Raw genomic sequence first — 18901 nt, 5'->3', positions numbered from 1 at the left:
ATGAAAAAAGCACCTATTTTTTTAGCACCTCTTTTTCAAGAGCGAATTTGGGGCGGCAGCGAATTAAAAAAGCAGTACGGATATAATATACCTTCTGCTCAAACGGGCGAGTGCTGGGCAATTTCAGCTCATCCAAACGGTCCAAGTGTTGTGCGAGAAGGGGATTATATCGGTAAAACGCTAGGTGAGCTTTGGGATGAGCATCCAGAGATATTTGGGCATTTTGATAGTGGGAAGTTCCCGCTATTAACTAAAATTTTAGATGCAAACGAAGATTTATCGATTCAAGTGCATCCGAATGATGAATATGCAAATGAGTGTGAAAACGGTGAATTTGGAAAGACGGAGTGCTGGTATATTTTAGACTGTGCTGAAGAAGCGACAATGATTTTTGGTCATCGTGCACAAAGTAAAGAAGAATTTATGAATATGGTCGATCAAGGTCACTGGAATGATTTATTACAGCGTGTAAAAATCAAGCCCGGTGACTTTTTCTATGTGCCAAGCGGTACTCTTCACGCGCTGTGTAAAGGGACGCTTGTACTTGAAACCCAGCAAAGTTCAGACACAACTTATCGCGTTTATGATTACGATCGTCGTGATCATAACGGAAACCTGCGTGAGCTGCACTTGGAAAAAGCAATTGAAGTCACGACCGTTCCTCACATCACATCAAAAGTGGAGCCTGCGTTTATAAAAATGAGCGGTGGATCCATCATTACGTTTGTAGAAGAAGATTATTTTACGGTCTATAAATGGGATGTGCAGACAGAAATGGAACTGATGCAAGATGCACATTTTCTGTTGGTTAGCGTCATTGAAGGAGAAGGAACGCTTTGTACGGAAGACGGAGAATGCGCTCTGCAAAAAGGTGATCACTTTATCCTGCCGAATCATGTGGACTCCTTCACCATAAAAGGCACGCTTCAACTTATTGCATCTCATCCGAACCATAAAGGAGGTCAACATCGTGAATTGGAAAACACAGCTAGACAAATGGCTAATATTTGATGCGCTTGATGCGGAGTTAAAAGAAGAGCTTCTTATAATGGAAGAAAATGAAAAACTAGCAGAAGACGCATTTTATAAAAATCTGGAATTTGGCACGGGCGGAATGCGCGGTGAGCTTGGTCCTGGAACCAACCGTTTGAATATATACATGGTAAGAAAAGCAACGGAAGGCCTTGCATATTATATAGAAGCAAGTGGAGAAGAAGCAAAGAGAAAAGGCGTAGTTGTTGCCTATGATTCTCGTCATAAGTCGCCTGAATTTGCTTTAGAAGTCGCAAAAGTGCTTGGGCATCATGGCATCAAAACGTACGTATTCGATGAGCTTCGTCCAACGCCTGAGCTTTCTTATGCGGTGCGTTATTTAAATGCATTTGCGGGAATTGTTATTACCGCGAGTCATAACCCTCCTGAGTACAACGGCTATAAAGTGTACGGCGAAGATGGCGGTCAGCTTCCGCCAGCAGCTGCAGATAATATTATTTCGCATATGAATCGTGTTGAAAATGAGTTATCTATTTCTGTAAAAGAAGAGCAAGAGCTTTTAGCAGAAGGCTTATTAACGTATATAGGAGCGGAAGTGGACGCTGCTTATACAGAGGCTTTAAAAACGATTCAATTAAATCGTAAGCTTGTTGAAGAATCAGGAAAGGAATTGAAAATTGTTTTTACTCCTTTGCATGGTTCAGGAAACAAGCCGATTCGTGAAGGATTAAAGGCATTTGGATTTACTAACGTCAAGGTGGTAAAAGAGCAAGAGCATCCAGATCCTGATTTTTCGACTGTACAGTCTCCGAATCCGGAAGAACATGCGGCTTTTGAACTGGCGATCGGATATGGAAAAGAAATAGATGCCGATCTTTTAATGGCAACTGATCCCGATGCGGACCGTCTTGGTGTGGCTGTAAAAGACAGCAGCGGGGAGTATGTTGTCTTAACGGGCAATCAGCTGGGGGCGCTGATGCTTCATTACTTGTTATTTCAAAAGAAAGAACAAGGTCTGCTGCCTGAAAACGGAGCGGTTGTTAAAACAATTGTAACCTCAGAAATTGGCCGTGCCATTGCTTCCAGCTTTGGTTTGAAAACATTTGATACGTTAACAGGCTTCAAATTTATTGGAGAGAAAATTAATGAGTTTGAAAGAAGCGGCGACTATCAATTTCAGTTTGGCTATGAAGAAAGCTACGGCTATTTAATCGGAGATTTTGTACGTGATAAAGACGCGGTTCAATCCGCTGTGTTTGCAGCCGAAGTCGCGGCTTATTACAAAGCGCAAGGAAAGTCTCTTTATGACGGCTTGCTTGATATTTTCAGCAAGTACGGGTATTACAAAGAATCACTGCGTTCTATTACGCTAAAAGGAAAAGACGGAGCGGAGCAAATTCAAAAACTTGTTGATACGTTTCGAGTGAATCCAGTTAGCGAACTGGGAGAGATAGCCGTTACATGTATCGAAAACTATCAATCAGGTGAGCGCGTGCATGTAAAAGAAGGTAAGACTGAGTCTATGCTTTTTCCTGTCTCCAATGTACTAAAGTATCATTTTGAAGATGGCACGTGGTTTACGATTCGTCCGTCTGGAACAGAACCAAAAGCAAAGTTTTATTTTGGCGTGAATAAAGAATCATTGAGTCAAAGTGAAAAGCATTTAAGAGAAATTGAACAATTAGTCATGGAAAGAGTAAACAAATCGATTTTGGTGTCGATATAAAGGCTGAAAGTAAAAGTAAGAAATGTAAAGCTTTCATTTAATTGACAAAAGAATATAGTAAATCAAGCTTTTGTCAATTATAATGAAGTAGATTGAATTTTTTAGAAGTTACTAAGTTCGGAGGTCAACTATGGAAGAGACTATTAGTTTGCGAGAGTTGTTTGCAGTGCTTCGTAAGCGTCTTTGGCTTATTGTACTCATTACCATTATCGCAGCAACTGTAAGTGCCGTAATTAGCTTTTTTGTTCTAACGCCTGTGTATCAATCAAAAGCGCAGATTTTAGTTAATCAAGCAAAAAATGATCAACAGTTATATAATACGCAAGTCGTTCAAACGAACGTGCAGCTTATTAACACGTACAATGACATTATCACAAGTCCAGCTATTTTGGACAAAGTGGTTAAAGAACTTAAGCTTGATGGATCTGCTGCAAGCTTAAGCGGTCAAATTCAAGTAACGAGTGCCCAAGACTCTCAAGTAGCACAGATTGTCGTACAAGATACAAGTGCGAAGCGTGCGACTGAGATTGCGAATACAACAGCTTCTGTTTTCCAAAAAGAAGTGCCCAAACTTATGAACGTGGACAATGTAAAAGTGTTGTCAAAAGCCACGCTTGGTGAAAACGCCAGCCCTGTTAAGCCTCAGCCATTAATGAACATTGCAATTGGTGTTGTAATTGGACTAATAGCAGGTGTGGGTCTATCTTTCTTACTAGAATACTTAGATAATACGTTAAAAACAGAGCAAGATATTGAAAATCTTTTAGAACTGCCCGTTATGGGAGTTGTGACAACGATTAAAGATGTACCAAAAGCAACTAACGTACAGCGTCCGGATCTAACTGCTCGCGTACCGCAAAGAGGTGAGACGTTTGGCTCGTAAAAAGAAAGAACAAAAAAATGATAAAATGCTGACGTTAAAGAGACGTCTGCTCGCTCATAACAGTCCGAAAGATCCGGTTGCTGAGCAGTACCGCACGATTCGTACGAACATTCAGTTTTCAGGAACGGACGAAGAGATTAAATCTCTTTTACTGACTTCGAGCGGACCTTCTGAAGGAAAGTCTACAACAGCTGCTAATTTAGCTGCTGTTTATGCACAGCAAGGCTTGAACGTGCTGCTTATTGACGGAGATTTACGAAAGCCGACTGCACATTATACGTTCCGTCTTGAAAATCATACGGGTCTTACGAACGTGTTAACCCGCCAATCGTCTTTGGGACAAGCTGTTCAATCTACAGAAGTTCCAAATCTTTATGTGTTAACGAGCGGTCCAATTCCTCCTAACCCCTCTGAACTTCTTGCTTCTAAGCAAATGGGAGAGGTGCTTGGTGAGATGAAGGAGCGGTTTGATATGGTTATTTTTGATACACCCCCTATTTTAGCAGTAGCGGATGCTCAAATTTTAGCTAATCAAGTAGACGCTTCTCTTTTAATTGTAAGCAGTTCGAAAACGGAAAAAGATGCAGCGTTAAAAGCAAAAGAGTTGCTAACGCACGCAAAGTCAAAATTGCTTGGAGCGGTTCTTAATAATCGTAAAATGGAAGAAGGAAATTATTACTACTATTATGGAAGTAATTAACCTATTTTCTTAAATAACAGGCAGGCTTTTTCATAAGGCGTCGAAACCAAAGCGGTTTTGGCGCCTTATTTTTGTTTGCTGTTTTTTAGGCTCCTTTTAAGTTCTGAAAAGCTTCTTTTTCGGCTTGAGAGGTGTTCTGTTCCTAGTTTTCCCTTAGCGAATTATATAAGGAAAGAAAGTGTTACATTTACTGAGGTAGAAATTTCGACAAAAAAAGACATAGAAATACTTACTGTAATGTGCTAATATGAATATTGCTTTTGTTAGGTCTTAAGGCATACGAAATAAAGATGAAAATTTCATTGCTATTTTAATTTGACACCTTTTTCCTATATGCATCCAGACTTATTACTTGATAAGATGGATGAAATTATGCTTAAAACAGCCATGTCAGAAGGTCTGACATAGTGAAACGTGTTATTTTGCGTTTTAATATACGTAATGGCGTACTGAGGAAAAAGATATATTACTATATGTGTAGAAAAAAAGAACGTTTTGTAAAAGAAAAGATAGCTAGTTTGGACAGAATTATAAGTGCAAACCAGCCCATCCTTCTTTTTTTCTTTTAGTGCAAAATTTATCTAATGAAGTCAAAACACGGGTAGTGGACGCGGTTTTTAGCGGAAAAGCTCGTACAGACACAACTACATAATAAAGGAGAACATAACATGCAAAAAGTAAGAAAAGCGATTATTCCAGCAGCAGGATTAGGAACACGTTTTTTACCTGCTACAAAGGCAATGCCAAAGGAAATGCTTCCGATTGTAGACAAGCCTACTATTCAATATATTATTGAAGAAGCAATTGAGTCAGGCATTGAAGATATTATTATCGTAACGGGCAAAGGCAAGCGTGCGATTGAAGACCACTTTGATAACGCGCCTGAGCTAGAGCAAAACTTAGCTGAAAAAGGAAAATTTGAGCTATTAGAGAAAGTTCGCCAGTCTTCAAATGTTGAAATTCACTATATTCGCCAAAAAGAACCAAAAGGATTAGGGCATGCGGTGTGGTGTGCACGTAACTTTATTGGCAACGAGCCGTTCGCTGTTCTTTTAGGAGACGATATTGTACAGGCAGAAACACCTTGTCTGCGCCAATTAATGAATGAGTATGAGCAAACGTTATCTTCGGTGATCGGTGTTCAGACTGTTCCTGAAAATGAAACGCATCGCTATGGTATCGTAGATCCTTCTTCAAACAAAGGCCGCCGCTACCAAGTAGAGTCATTTGTTGAAAAGCCAGCAGCAGGTACAGCACCTTCAAACTTAGCGATTATGGGCCGTTACGTATTCACTCCTGAGATTTTTAAATTTTTAGAAGAGCAAGAAATTGGAGCGGGCGGGGAAATTCAATTAACCGATGCGATTCAAAAGCTAAATGAAATTCAGCGCGTGTTTGCGTATGATTTTGAGGGCAAACGTTATGACGTAGGAGAAAAATTAGGCTTTATCCAAACATCGCTCGAGTTTGCTCTTCAGCACGAAGATTTGCGTAAAAATCTTCTTGTATTTATGGAGCAGCTGTTAAAAGAGCAGCAAATCAAAGCTTAAACAGAGAAACCTGCCGGTAGCTTATTTGAGTAGGTTGCCGGTTAAGTAGTATTGGGGTGAAGCTTAATGACAAAAAAAGTACTTGTGATTTCTCAACATTTTTATCCGGAAATCGGAAGCGCCGGAAACCGGATGAAAAACGTATATAAGCTCTTAAAAGAAAATGATTATGATGTAAATGTTTTGACAACTGAACCAACGTATCCAAATAAGAAAATCTATAGCGATGAACAGTTTTGGGACGATGATTCATTAGACGAAGAAAATGATGTTACACGAGTAAAAGTAGCCAATCGCAAATACTCTAGAAGCATTATTAACCGCTTATGGTACTACTTAGAAATTGCGTTTCGAATGATTTTATTTATTTTATTTGATCGTAAAAAATACGATGTTATTTTTGTGACGTCGCCGCCTATTTTTATTGCGGTTGTCGGGTTAGTAGCGAAGTATCGGTACCGAACAAAAATGATTCTCGATATAAGAGATTTGTGGCCGGAATCACTAAAGGGAGTCGGGGTTTTTAATTATCGGTTTATTATTTATATTTTCAGCAGGTTAGAAAAGCTTCTGTATATAAAAGCCGATAAAATTATCGTAAATAGTCAGCGCTTTAAAGATTTTATCATCGGTAATTATCATATTCCTCTAAAGAAAATCTCTTTTATGCCAAATGCCGCTCGACAAGAAGAAATCTCTCCGATTGAATCAGGTGACGGGCCGTTCAAAGTCATGTATGCAGGAAACATCGGCTTGGCTCAAGATGTCACCATCTTAATGGAATTAGCGAAAGAACTAAATGAGTATGATATTCAGCTCACGGTGATGGGTTACGGATTTAAAAAGCGGGAGTTCGTTAAGTTTGCGAAAGAACATAATCTTTCTAACGTGAATTTTATGAAGCCTTCTACGCGTAAAGAATGTTTAAAGACGATTTCAACTCATCATATTGGAATTGTTACTCTTAACGGCAAGGAAGTATTTGAAACGGTATTGCCTGGGAAAATTATCGACTATATGACGTGCAGTCTTCCTATTGTTGGAGCCGTATCAGGTTATGCTAAAACGATCATTGAAACAACAGAAGCTGGAATTGTAGCCAACTCTCATGATGCAGAAGAAATGTTAACACACATTTTATATCTGTATCAGCGTCCTTCTCTTCGAAGTGAAATGGCGGTAAACAGCCGAAAGTATGTTCAGCAACATTTTCTGTGGGAACGAAATATCAATGTGTTAATCAACTTAATTGAAAACAGAGTATCTACATATGAAGAGATGGCTCCTGTAGAAACGAGAGAAAAAGCCGAAGTTTTATAATTACATAGAATCTTCACTATGAATATCTTAAAAGTAACGACGGAGGATAAAGATGTCTAAGAACGTATGTATGTTTGTGTGGAATCATTTTACCAATGATGCCCGTGTCTTAAGAGAATGTTCTTCATTGGTAGAAGCCGGCTATAATGTGGATCTTATTGCGATTCACGACCGGAAAAATCCACAGCTTAAAAAGAAAGAAGAGCGCAAGGAAGGGTTTACCGTTATTCGTGTAAATAACCAGTTTCCGCTATTACAAATGCTTCTTGGAGCTGCTCGACGTTTGAAAAAAAGCATTCCTTTGCAACTGCTTGCTTTAGTTATACTTGGCTTAGGATTATGGAAGCTGACAGTTATCACGTTACTAGTAGCTGTTCTCCTTGGACTGTTTGTGACGCCAAAAGCTCGAACGTTTATGGTTAGAGGCTATATTGCAAGTCAAATGGTGAAGTATGGGTTAAAAAAGAAATATGATATTTATCATTCGAATGATTTAAACACGCTTCCCCAAGGCATTACATGTGCAAAAATTTTGCGCCGGAAAAAGCTAGTATATGATTCTCACGAAGTGCAAACAAGCCGCACTGGGTACAACAGTCCTATTTACGGAATAATGGAAAAACTTTATATTAAGTTTACGGATGTGATGATTGCAGAAAATCATACGCGTGCTAAATATACAGAAGACTTGTACAAGCTGTATCCGCAGGTTGTTCATAATTATCCGTTTGTTGTGAAGCCAGAGTTGAGTCAATCTGTTGATCTTCATCAGCAGCTAAATATTCCTTCCCATGAGCCAATTCTTTTATATCAAGGCGGTGTTCAAGTTGGAAGAGGACTTGATAAGCTAGTAGAAGCAGCACCGCTGTTCAAACGAGGCGTGCTTGTCTTCATCGGTGACGGTCGTATTAAACCTCAGCTTCAAAAAATGGTGAAAGAGCAAGGACTTGAAGATCGCGTTAAGTTCCTAGCAAAAGTACCGGTGGAAGATCTTATGCATTATACGAAAAATGCGTATCTTGGTTTCCAAGTATTAAATAACATTTGTTTTAACCATTATTCTGCGTCTTCAAACAAATTATTTGAGTATATGATGAGTGCGGTTCCCGTTATCGCCTGCAGCTTCCCTGAAATTCAAAAAGTAGTAGAAACAGAGGAAGTAGGGGTATGCGTTGACTCGCATGATCCAGAGTCGATTGCCAATGGCGTTAACTACTTGCTTGATCATCCTGAAGAACGTGAACGAATGAGCCTTAATTGCTATCAAGCTCGCGAAAAGTACAACTGGAATAATGAAAAAGAAATTTTTATTGATATCTACAAAAAGCTGGCATAGTATGTCAGCTAGAATTTTAACCTTCTAAATGTGTGCAGCATTATCACTAATTTTTACAAGAATAGGAATGAGCAACTTGAGTAAATATAAAGTCACCGCCGTAATTGTAAACTATAATAAAGAACCCTATATTTCTCAATGTATTGAGTCTGTTATCAATCAGTCTCTGCAGCCAATTGAAATCATCATTGTAGACGATGGGTCAACAGATAACAGCGGCATCATTTCGAGCCGATATGCTGCAGCACATCCTCATGTTCGTTATCTCACTCAAGAAAATAATGGAGTAAGCTCGGCCAGAAACAAAGGCTTATCTTACGCACAAGGCGAGTATGTTGCCTTTTTAGATGCAGATGATTATGTATCGGCTGATGCCTATGAAAGGCTGTATAAAGCCGCAGTGCAATCAGATGCAGATACCGCTGTAGGAAACTTTGAATGTTTTAACGAGTATCGCACTTGGCATTTGGCTTATATGAAGAAAGTCTTTGCAAAAGGCCTTCCTGCCGTACGGCATATTTCTACCCACAAAGAACTGCATCTCACGCCTTCAGCAAGCAATAAATTATTTAAAAAAGATCTTCTTATTCAGCATAGCATTTCTTTTGATGAAGATTTACATGTTGGTGAAGATCTGTTATTCACTCAAAAAAGTCTCTACTGCTCGCGTAAAACGGTAGTAGAAAATAGTGACGTTTTGTATTACCGAGTTAATGACAATGAAATGACACTATCAAAAAATAGTACTCTTTCATTTTTCAAACAGCTAGTAATGGTACAGCAAAAATTAAAGAGTTTATACGGTACTCTCAATGAACGGTCTCTGCTTCACGAAATCGAAAAGAGACAGGCAGAATTTTTCTTTAACTCTCTTTTTACAAAGGGTCCTAAGCTGCCGAATGATCATTTGAATGAGCTGTTAGATATAAGCAGCAGCTTTTTAGATACGCTTGTTCATCGTGAAGTAACGTCCAGCTTAGACAGCAAAAGTCAGTTGTTTACACAAATGATTGTACAGAGAGATTATGAAGAGTTTATGAACTTAATGTTTTCTTTTTGTAAAGATGAATTTATAAACGAGATTTTTTTGGAAGAAGGTCTGTTTTACAGCTCTTTGGCCAAAACATTTCCTAGATATAAGCAGTACTTAGAAGTGAAGCACGTAGAAGTTGAACAGCGAATTGAGCTTATCGAATTAAAAGATGGGCAGCTTACGCTTGGGGGCTATGCGTTTATTAAAGGCTTGTCTGCTAAAGGAATGCAAAAAGACTTGGTGTTTAAACGTCGAGAAAAAGAGAAAGCAGTTCCTTTGCAGCAGGATTTACGAACAGACGTGAGTTATTTATTTTCACATAATCAAATTAATTACCAAGACGCTGGCTTTAAAACGATTTCTCTCAACGTATTGGGTTTTCTTGAGCAAGGTGAGTGGCAGGTATATATTCGTTTGACTGTAAATGATGTAACAGTGGAAGAACCAATAAAAGTGATGCTAGCGCAGCTGCGAAATCGTACGAAAACCCATGTAGTGAACAATATTCAAATCAAAACAGCATTTAACACACGCTCACAAATGAAAATTAGCTTAAAAAAAGTAAATATGTTAGGGAAATTAAAGTCTTTTTCTGTTCAAGTAAAAAGAGATATTCGATATGATGGAAGCTTTTTGAAGGCTAAGGATTATCATACGTTTTTAGCGATTCTATTATATAGAATGTTTCGTTTATTTTATGTGAAAAAACAAATTTGGCTGATTGGTGAGCGAAAAGATACGGCTCAAGATAACTCTTATCATTTGTATCAATATATTCGCAAGCATCATCCAAACGTTAATATTTATTATGTAATTGATAAGAAATCTCCAGATTATCAATTTATCAAGCATTTAGGAAATATTATTCATTTTAATAGTCTGAAGCACACGTTTTATTTACTCATATCTCATAAAACCATTAACAGCTACGTTGAAACTTCTAACATGCATACGGAATCGTATAAAAAAATTATGAAGTATTATCCAGAGTGGCAGCAAAATGAAAAGATTTTTATTCAGCATGGTGTAATCGGTGTTAGCCGGGTTAATCATGTTCTTCATAAAAATAGAATGAATTATAGTCAGTTTGTTGTTTCTTCACCGTTCGAAAAAAAACACGTAATGAAAGAATTTGGTTATAGCGAAAACGAGGTAATTGAGACGGGGCTTGCACGCTGGGACGCGCTTGAAGATACAAGTACAGGCAAAGAAATTCTCATCATGCCAACATGGAGAAGCTGGATTAAAACAGAGCAGCAACTGTTTACATCTGATTATTGGAGACGCTATTTGTCTCTACTTGAAAACGAAGAATTTCACCGTTTTCTTGAACAAAAAGATTTAACGGTTACGTTCTTTCCGCATTATCAAATGCAAAAGTTAATTGGAGAGTTTCCTGCTTTTCACCCTAGAATCACGGTCGTGAAGCAAGGAGAAGAAACTGTTCAAAATTTATTAAGAAGTCACAGTATGCTGCTTACTGATTATTCGACTGTATCGTTCGATTTTGCTTATATGAATAAACCTGTTTTATTCTATCAGTTCGATTATGATGACTTTTATTCAAAGCATTACAATGAAGGCCCTATTAACCATAAAAAAGATTTATTTGGAGAGAGAGTAGAAACGGAAAAAGAAGTGATTCAGCTACTAAAGCAATTTCCTCACTTTTCTATTCATAAAGCTAATAAAATTCAAAATTATGTTGTAAAAGAACATTCTCATAGCAATTTACTATTTAACCAATTGAGTGGAGGGAATTATGAATGAATAAACCATTAATTACAGTTATTCTACCTATCTACAATGTAGAAAGTTATATCGAAGAGTGCTTAAACTCCTTGTTGAATCAAACAATTGGCCATGAAAAATTGGAAGTCCTTATGGTTAATGATTGTTCTACGGATAACACAGCTGAGATCATGAATCAATATTCTCAGAAATACCCTCATTTTAAATCGATTCATTTAGAGGAAAATACGGGCGCTCCTGGGAAGCCAAGAAATATTGGTATTGAAAAAGCAACTGGTGAATACTTAATCTTTTTAGATCCCGATGATTATATTCCATATGATGCGTACGAAGCTCTTTACAAGGTCGCTAATGAAAATAAATCAGACTTTGTAATGGGGAAAATGGTGAGCTTTGATGATGAAGACGGCAGAGAGTATGAGCATATTACATTTAAAAATTATTTGTTACATAAGCAGTACTTGAATGCAGATATAAAAAGCGTGCCTTTCTTTCTGCAAGTGAAAACAGCAGTTTATTTAAAGCTTGTTAAAACAGCATTTATTAAAAAGCATAACATTTCATTTGTAGAAGGCATGAAAAACGGCGAAGACAAATACTATGATATGCAGCTTTTCACTAAAGCAGCTAAATTCAGCTATATCCCGAAGGTTATTTATATGTACCGAGCAAGAAATGATGCAAAAAACTTATCATTAACTCAGCGAGATATCGTAAGTACAGTTGAAAATGATGTGAAAGCAGCAAAGCTCGTAAAACCGATGCTTGGCAGTGAAGAATACACATATTTTCAGATTAACGCGCTGAGATCCCTATTGTGGAAGCTGTGTGACCCAGACTTTAACCGTCTACAAATAGATACAAAACTTTATTTGATTAACTTAGTTAAAGACGTTATTAAAGGGTATGATAAAAAGTTAATTGAAAAATATTTAAAGCTTGAAGGTCCTTTTATCAGCTTAATTGATAAAGGATATATAGATGAAGCGCTAGAGTATAATAAAATGCTTGTTTCAAGACGCTGGTGGTACAAGCAAGGTACTGAGCTACAGGCAGAATACAAAAAACATGCCAAAATCAGAAAAAGCTATTCATGGAAAATAACAAAAATCTTACGCAGCCGTAACTTTAAATTGAAACAACTAATTAAGAGGAGATATATAAATGAAAGTCAGCATAGTAGCACTCTTGCAGGAAAGTAATCTTACTAATTTTATTGATACTCTTAATAGATTAAGAGAGCAAACGATTGGGTTTGAAAACATTGAATTGATGATTCTTGATCAAGCCGGTGAAAAAACGTCTCAGGAAATAATTGAGCTCTCCAAATTATCTCAGGAGGCCAACATACATGTACAAAAAGAAAGCGAGGTGAACTTTGCTTCTTTAAAAGGAAAGTATATCAGCTTCTTTGATTTTAATTATAGTATTTCACCTCATTTGTATAAGGAGTTATATAACACGGCAGAAAAAAAAGGACTGGATTTTGTATCAGCTAATGCAGACTCAACGGTGAAAACAAATTTGGATGCATCAGCTGATGTTATAAAAAAAGGAGTTAATGCGTTAACTTCTTTAAAATTAATAAAAAAAGATACGTTGCTTCAGCATCCGCAGTTAGTATCTAAATCTGTCACAAGTACAGCCGTTGAAGCTTTTCATTTTCTCGTCTATACAAAAGAGCTTTCTTTTAACTACATTGGTAAATTAAAATACAAAAATGGGTTTACTTTTGATGAAGATTATATCAGCTCATCGATTGGACAAATTGGCAAGGTTAACCGAGCGTTGCAAATGCAAGCACCTAAGGAATTAAACGAAGCCATTAAATTTCAACTTTTAACTCATATGCTTTACTTGATTGATAAAAATACGTTTACAAATAACTTAACAGAAGAAAAGCAAACGATTGCTTATAATGAGCTAAGAAGTCTGTTAGCTTTATTTAGCTCTCAAGAAATCAAAAGCTGCGGTATAGACGGCTATATTCCGATTTTTAAGATGCTCGATAAGAACTTGGACGAAGAAGCTACTGAATATATTAAATTACTAAGAAGTAAGCGTCATTGGTATGAGCAAACGAATAAATATAAGCAGTATTTTAAAAAGAACCCGTACAGCTTAGAAGAGTCGCTTTCATGGAAAGTAACAAAGCCTTTTAGAAAAGCCAGCAGCATGCTTCGCAGCCTGAAACAATCTTTATACAAAGGGTTTTTACTAGCTGCCGCTAGTCTTGTTAAAGCATCGTTATTTAACCGTAAAGTATGGCTTGTAGGAGAACGTGAAGATCAAGCAGAAGACAATGGTTATTTTTTCTTTAAGTACTGCCGAGAACATTACCCGAATCAAAAAGTCTATTATATTATTAACGAGGATTCTCCTCACCTTGACAAAGTCAAGAAACATGGAAATGTCATTCATCATTCTTCTTTTAAGCATCAGCTATATATGCTGGTAGCTAGCACTTACATTAGCGCATGGACGTTTGAGGAGTGTTCATATCCAAGGTCAAAAGAAACATTTAAAAAGTTATTTCAAAAGCAGCTGGCCAAAAAATACAATATCTGCTTACAGCATGGTGTTATTATTCATAATATCTCTCCTTATTTACATAAAGAGCGATACAATCAAAACCTTATTATTTCGAGCTCGGAATATGAAAAGAAAATTATTCAAAACACGCTCGGCTACAGCGAGAATGAAGTTGCTGTAACAGGTTTAGCTCGCTTTGATAATCTTCACGAACTGGATGTCAAAAAACAAATTTTAATCATGCCAACATGGAGAAGACATTTATTTAAAATTAATAAAAATAGCTTCTTAAAATCGGATTATTATAAAGCTTACAAAAACCTCATTACCAATCAAGAATTTTTAGAAATAATTGAACGCCATAACATTCCTGTGAAGTTTTATATTCACAGTCAAATGCAAAAATTTATGGATCAATTTGTCATTGATCATCCGAACATTGAGTTTTTAGTAAAAAGTACGGCTACTGTTTCAGAGCTCTTAAAAGAAAGTTCGCTGTTAATTACGGATTATTCTTCGGTATCAAGCGATTTCTTGTATATGGATAAACCGGTTATTATGTATCAGTTTGATCCGCACAATAACCACCATACACAAGTAAAAGAAATCCAATACAACCATCTGGGAATGATTGTTTCAAATGAAAATCAATTAATGTCAGCTATTGGATCAGTGGTAAACAACGATTTTAAAGCAAACAAGCAATATCTTAAAAATTCACAGCGGATTTTTAAATACAAAGATCAAAATAATTGTCAGCGTATTTATAACGTTATTAAGCAAAAAACATCTTAATGATTTATAAAAGCAAAAGTTCTAATCATGATGAAGAAAATGCAATAGTTATGTTGCATTTTCTTCATATTATAAGCTCTTTTTACACAAAGAGAAGTCATATTTAATTATAGGTGGGTCATGAATATACTAGTAGAAAACATTAAATATAGAGATAATGCTATCATAGAAATAGCCTTGAACATTCCGAAAGAACTCAAGTTAAAGCCAGCTGAGTTATTGTTAATAAGACGTACTAAACATAGAAATAAAAGCATAACTTATTCGCAGCAAATTTCGCTGGATGATTCAGTCATTATTAACTTGAATGATTTAAAGCACTTAAAAGGGAATTCAGTATCTGTAGAAGAGATTATAGATGTTGCTATTAAAGCAGAAGAGCAAGTTTACGAGTTGAGTCTAGCTGATTTTAATGTAACTAAAATCAAATATATGAATGAAAAAGTATGGGGAACTCATTGGATCAAACCGTATAGCACAAATAAAAAAACAGTTGCCATTTACACTAAAACAGACTTTGCGGCAAAAGTCATTGAATGCTCTTTAGAAAAATCAGATTTGATTCTTACTGTTGAAATGAATGCAACGATTCTTCCCCAGGATTGCTATGCGACTATAAGCGGAAAAAGATATGCCATTGAGAGCAGGCTGAATTTAAATACAATTGTATTTCGTATACCACTTCAAAATAGTGTACACTTGTATAAGAATATATCTAAAGAAGACGTCTCTATGCAGTACATCATGAACGATACGGTAGTGTCAGCACATCTACATGTGGGAAATTCTGCTCAGCTAAATAATGAATTATATACTATTCAGCTAAACAGCAGCGAACCTCATGCAACCATGTGGATTGAAAGAAAAAAGAATGACACAGTAAAAGTAGCAGTATTGGGTTCATGTGTTACACGTGATAATTTTAACAGCAAATTTAATCCTGACTACAAAAAAAGTTACGAGTGTGTTTCTTTACAAAATCAATCTTCTATTATCAGTTTAATGGCTTCTCCTTTAACGTTTCCAAAGGACAAAATTGATAACTTAAATGATTGGGACACATGGAATGTTAAAACTGATTTTCAGAAGCAGTTTTTAGAGGATTTAAAAAAGCAGCAGCCTGATTATTTAATCATTGATTTATTTGGAGACATCTTCTTTGGATGCCTTCGTGTGACGGATAGTTTTTTAACTAATAATTACTGGAAGTTAGCTAAAACAAGTTATTTCAAGGAATTAAAAAATCATGATGCGATTACCCTGCAAAACAACCAGGACGAATATATGGAGCTTTGGAAAAAAGCGATTAATAAACTATTTGCTTTTCTTCAAGCAGAATTGCCTACTTGCAAAGTAGTTCTTCATAAAGCGCGCTTTACAGATTCTTATTATGACAATGAAGGCCAGGTCAAAACCATAGCTTCTTCTGTCAATGTTCAGGCATTAAATCAATATTGGGACCTCCTAGATGTTTATATTCAAGAAAACTATCAAGTAGAAGCAATCGATTTAACAAAAGAGAAGTATATCTCTTACGAAGACCATCCTTGGGGCGTCTTCCACGTTCATTTTGAAATGAACTATTATCAGCAGTTTTTAAAGCAATTACATCGTATTGTAGTAAAGAATTATCTTGAAGCAGAAAACGTCTTTGCAACAATATATCAAGAATTAGAGCAGGCTTAATCATTGAGAGATAAATTCTATTTCTCAATAAATTGTACAAAAGGAATTATCATATGAAATCAATTAAAATCGTAATACAAGAGCAAATTCAAAATCTCTACATGATCGGTAGACTATCAGCTTACGAGTTAAAAAAATCGTATGCGGACAACCTATTGGGTGGACTTTGGATTATTTTGAATCCTTTATTTCAAATTGGGGTTTATTGGGTTGTGTTCGGTCTAGGAGTACGCGGAGGTCAAGATGTTGACGGAATCCCTTTCTTTGTTTGGTTAATTTGTGGCTTAATCCCTTGGTTTTTTATTAGTGCCGCCATTCTTCAAGGCTCTAACTCAGTCTATGCGAGGTTAAATTCAGTTTCGAAAATGAATTTTCCTCTGAGTGTCATACCTACATATGTAGTGGTTGCACAACTTTACACGCACTTAATACTTGTAGCTATGCTAATGATTATTGTGATTACGTCTCAGGGTATCCACCACATAAATATTATTAGTCTATTGTATTTTATGCTGTCGTCATTTTGCTTTTTGCTTTCTTTATCGTTCGTAACATCTACTTTATCTACAATGGTAAGAGATATTCACTTGCTTATTCAGACAGCTACACGTATGTTGTTTTATGTAACTCCTATTTTATGGTTGCCGAGTGACAACACGCCGCAGTTGCTAAAAGAGATTTTTGCGATGAACCCTTTTTATTATATTGTAGACGGTTATCGTGAATCTCTGTTAAAAGGCAGCTGGAATTTTATTCACTCTCCGTATACGATTATATTTTGGAGTGTCATTCTCTTGTTGCTTATATTAGGTTCGGCGATTCATGTAAAATTCAGAAAGCAGTTTGTTGACTATTTATAAAAGGTGAATCAGGTATATGAGTTATAAAGTAAAGTTTCAGCAAGTAACAAAAAAATACAAAATGTATAATAAGCAAATAGAGAAAGTAAAAGATTTGTTCTGGAATCGCGGCAAAGGAGAGTATCACTATGCGTTAAATAATATCTCCTTTACCGTAGATGAAGGGGAAATCGTAGGCGTTATAGGATTAAACGGATCGGGAAAAAGTACCTTATCCAATTTAATTGCAGGCGTTACAATGCCAAATGAAGGAACGGTTGATATTAAAGGAAGCGCATCGCTGATTGCTATCGGCGCAGGGTTAAACAACAAGTTAACAGGCCTAGAAAACATTGAACTTAAAGGATTAATGATGGGGCTAACCAAAAAGCAAATTCAAGAGATTACGCCAAAAGTTATAGAGTTTGCTGATATTGGGAAATTTATTAATCAGCCTGTAAAAACCTATTCAAGCGGTATGAAATCCCGCTTAGGTTTTGCTATATCGGTTAATATTGATCCGGATATCCTTGTTATTGACGAAGCACTGTCTGTTGGAGACCAAACGTTTACAAATAAATGCTTAGAAAAAATGAATGAATTTAAGGAAAACGGCAAAACCATTTTCTTTATCAGTCACTCATTGTCTCAGGTGAAAAGTTTTTGTACAAAGGCTCTTTGGATCCATTACGGACATGTAAAAGAGTATGGGGACATTAACGAAGTAGCGGATCAATACGGTCAGTTTTTAAAAGAATATAATAAGATGTCTAAAGAAGAGCGGGAACAGTTCCGTGAAAAACAGCTAAATGAATTTTCACACGGATTATTAAACAACGGCACCTCGGTTTCAGAAGACACAGGTGAACATTCGAAAGAAAAAGCTGCTGAATCACTTAGTCTATCGCGTTCAAAAAGAATAGGAACTAAGCGGAAGAGTGTCTCTGGCAAAAAAAGCTTTGCTAAAAAAGTATTGTTGCCAGCAGCAGCCGTTATTCTATTAGGAAGTGCGGGATACGCTGTTTATGCAGCACAAAGTGCCAGCCACGCAGCGAAACAGACAGAGAGTAAAACACAGTCTTCTGCCAGCGGCACGGCTCAAAAGAAACAACAAGCTGGGAAAGTAGTCATTAATACAAAAACTGCTTTTGTCAGAGAGGAGCCGGATTTAGAGAGTAACCAAAAAGCAGTTCTGTCGTTTGGAGAAATATATCAAGTTCTTGAAGAGAAAAAAGATCCTGCTGAAGATATAAAATGGGTAAAATTGAATGCGGAACAAGGAAAGGAAGGCTGGGTTAGTTCAGCTCTTTTAACACCTTATACTGAACAGCAGTCAACGCTAACAAATAAAAATATTGATTCGCTGGACTCGCTTGTACGATCAAAATATAATATCAGTATAAGTAAGCTGCTAAGTCCGTTAAGTGAAACTCAGAAGAACTTAATGGAAAATCATGCTTTGCCTTTAACAAATCAGTATGAATCCAACGATGGAATTTTACTAAATTATGGATCTGTTCAATATGTGGCACTAAATAATATGATCACCGAAGTATCGTTAAGAAATGTAGATGAAGATACAGAAGATATCTTATCATTACTAAAGAAGAAACCGTTGTTTATTAATGACAAAGAAGGTCTGTATTTCTATCAATCCAAGAATTATTACATTAAGGTATATACAAATTTAAAAACGAACAAAATTAAGATTATATCTTTTGTATCACGAGAGAATGCAGAAGATAAATAAAATAAA

At 36.4% G+C, this 18901-nt stretch carries 13 protein-coding genes; all 13 read left to right on the top strand.

Features of this window, described 5'->3' with window-relative positions:
• The 13 genes from manA to tagH all read left to right on the top strand — a co-directional run bounded on the left by manA (position 1) and on the right by tagH (position 18895).
• Complete coding sequence (gene manA / locus AC0KUU_RS14675) at positions 1–1011, top strand: mannose-6-phosphate isomerase, class I (protein ID WP_340597885.1); 1011 nt, start codon at positions 1–3, stop codon at positions 1009–1011.
• Positions 971–2719: a phospho-sugar mutase gene (locus AC0KUU_RS14670; RefSeq protein ID WP_340597883.1), complete on the top strand. Its 1749-nt coding sequence runs from the start codon at positions 971–973 to the stop codon at positions 2717–2719. The genes manA and AC0KUU_RS14670 overlap by 41 nt, the downstream gene beginning before the upstream one ends.
• Positions 2720–2849: 130 nt before the next feature.
• Positions 2850–3602, top strand: coding sequence for a YveK family protein (locus AC0KUU_RS14665; protein ID WP_340597881.1), 753 nt, complete (start codon positions 2850–2852; stop codon positions 3600–3602).
• Positions 3592–4302, top strand: a complete 711-nt coding sequence (locus AC0KUU_RS14660; protein ID WP_340597878.1) for a CpsD/CapB family tyrosine-protein kinase — start codon at positions 3592–3594, stop codon at positions 4300–4302. Before AC0KUU_RS14665 ends, AC0KUU_RS14660 begins: the two co-directional genes overlap by 11 nt.
• Before the next feature lie 668 nt (positions 4303–4970).
• The gene (galU, locus tag AC0KUU_RS14655) at positions 4971–5852 is read left to right on the top strand and encodes a UTP--glucose-1-phosphate uridylyltransferase GalU (protein ID WP_340597876.1); all 882 of its coding nucleotides are present in this window, start codon (positions 4971–4973) and stop codon (positions 5850–5852) included.
• A gap of 66 nt (positions 5853–5918) precedes the next feature.
• Positions 5919–7172: a glycosyltransferase family 4 protein gene (locus AC0KUU_RS14650; RefSeq protein WP_340597874.1), complete on the top strand. Its 1254-nt coding sequence runs from the start codon at positions 5919–5921 to the stop codon at positions 7170–7172.
• A 52-nt stretch (positions 7173–7224) separates the two neighbouring features.
• Positions 7225–8508, top strand: coding sequence for a glycosyltransferase (locus AC0KUU_RS14645; protein WP_340597873.1), 1284 nt, complete (start codon positions 7225–7227; stop codon positions 8506–8508).
• A 76-nt stretch (positions 8509–8584) separates the two neighbouring features.
• Complete coding sequence (locus AC0KUU_RS14640; RefSeq protein ID WP_340597870.1) at positions 8585–11311, top strand: bifunctional glycosyltransferase/CDP-glycerol:glycerophosphate glycerophosphotransferase; 2727 nt, start codon at positions 8585–8587, stop codon at positions 11309–11311.
• A complete protein-coding gene (locus AC0KUU_RS14635) occupies positions 11308–12495 on the top strand; it encodes a glycosyltransferase family 2 protein (RefSeq protein ID WP_340597868.1) in 1188 nt (395 codons plus the stop codon). Before AC0KUU_RS14640 ends, AC0KUU_RS14635 begins: the two co-directional genes overlap by 4 nt.
• Complete coding sequence (locus tag AC0KUU_RS14630) at positions 12458–14620, top strand: CDP-glycerol glycerophosphotransferase family protein (protein WP_340597866.1); 2163 nt, start codon at positions 12458–12460, stop codon at positions 14618–14620. The genes AC0KUU_RS14635 and AC0KUU_RS14630 overlap by 38 nt, the downstream gene beginning before the upstream one ends.
• A 120-nt stretch (positions 14621–14740) precedes the next feature.
• Entirely contained in the window at positions 14741–16306 is a 1566-nt protein-coding gene (locus AC0KUU_RS14625) for a DUF6270 domain-containing protein (protein ID WP_340597865.1), read from the top strand.
• A gap of 53 nt (positions 16307–16359) precedes the next feature.
• Positions 16360–17166: an ABC transporter permease gene (locus tag AC0KUU_RS14620; protein WP_340597863.1), complete on the top strand. Its 807-nt coding sequence runs from the start codon at positions 16360–16362 to the stop codon at positions 17164–17166.
• Positions 17167–17182: 16 nt separating this feature from the next.
• Complete coding sequence (gene tagH / locus AC0KUU_RS14615) at positions 17183–18895, top strand: teichoic acids export ABC transporter ATP-binding subunit TagH (protein ID WP_340597861.1); 1713 nt, start codon at positions 17183–17185, stop codon at positions 18893–18895.
• Positions 18896–18901: the final 6 nt, after the last annotated feature.

This window comes from Priestia sp. ST2 (genome assembly GCF_055810735.1).
This window is presented reverse-complemented; position numbering and strand designations above follow the sequence as displayed.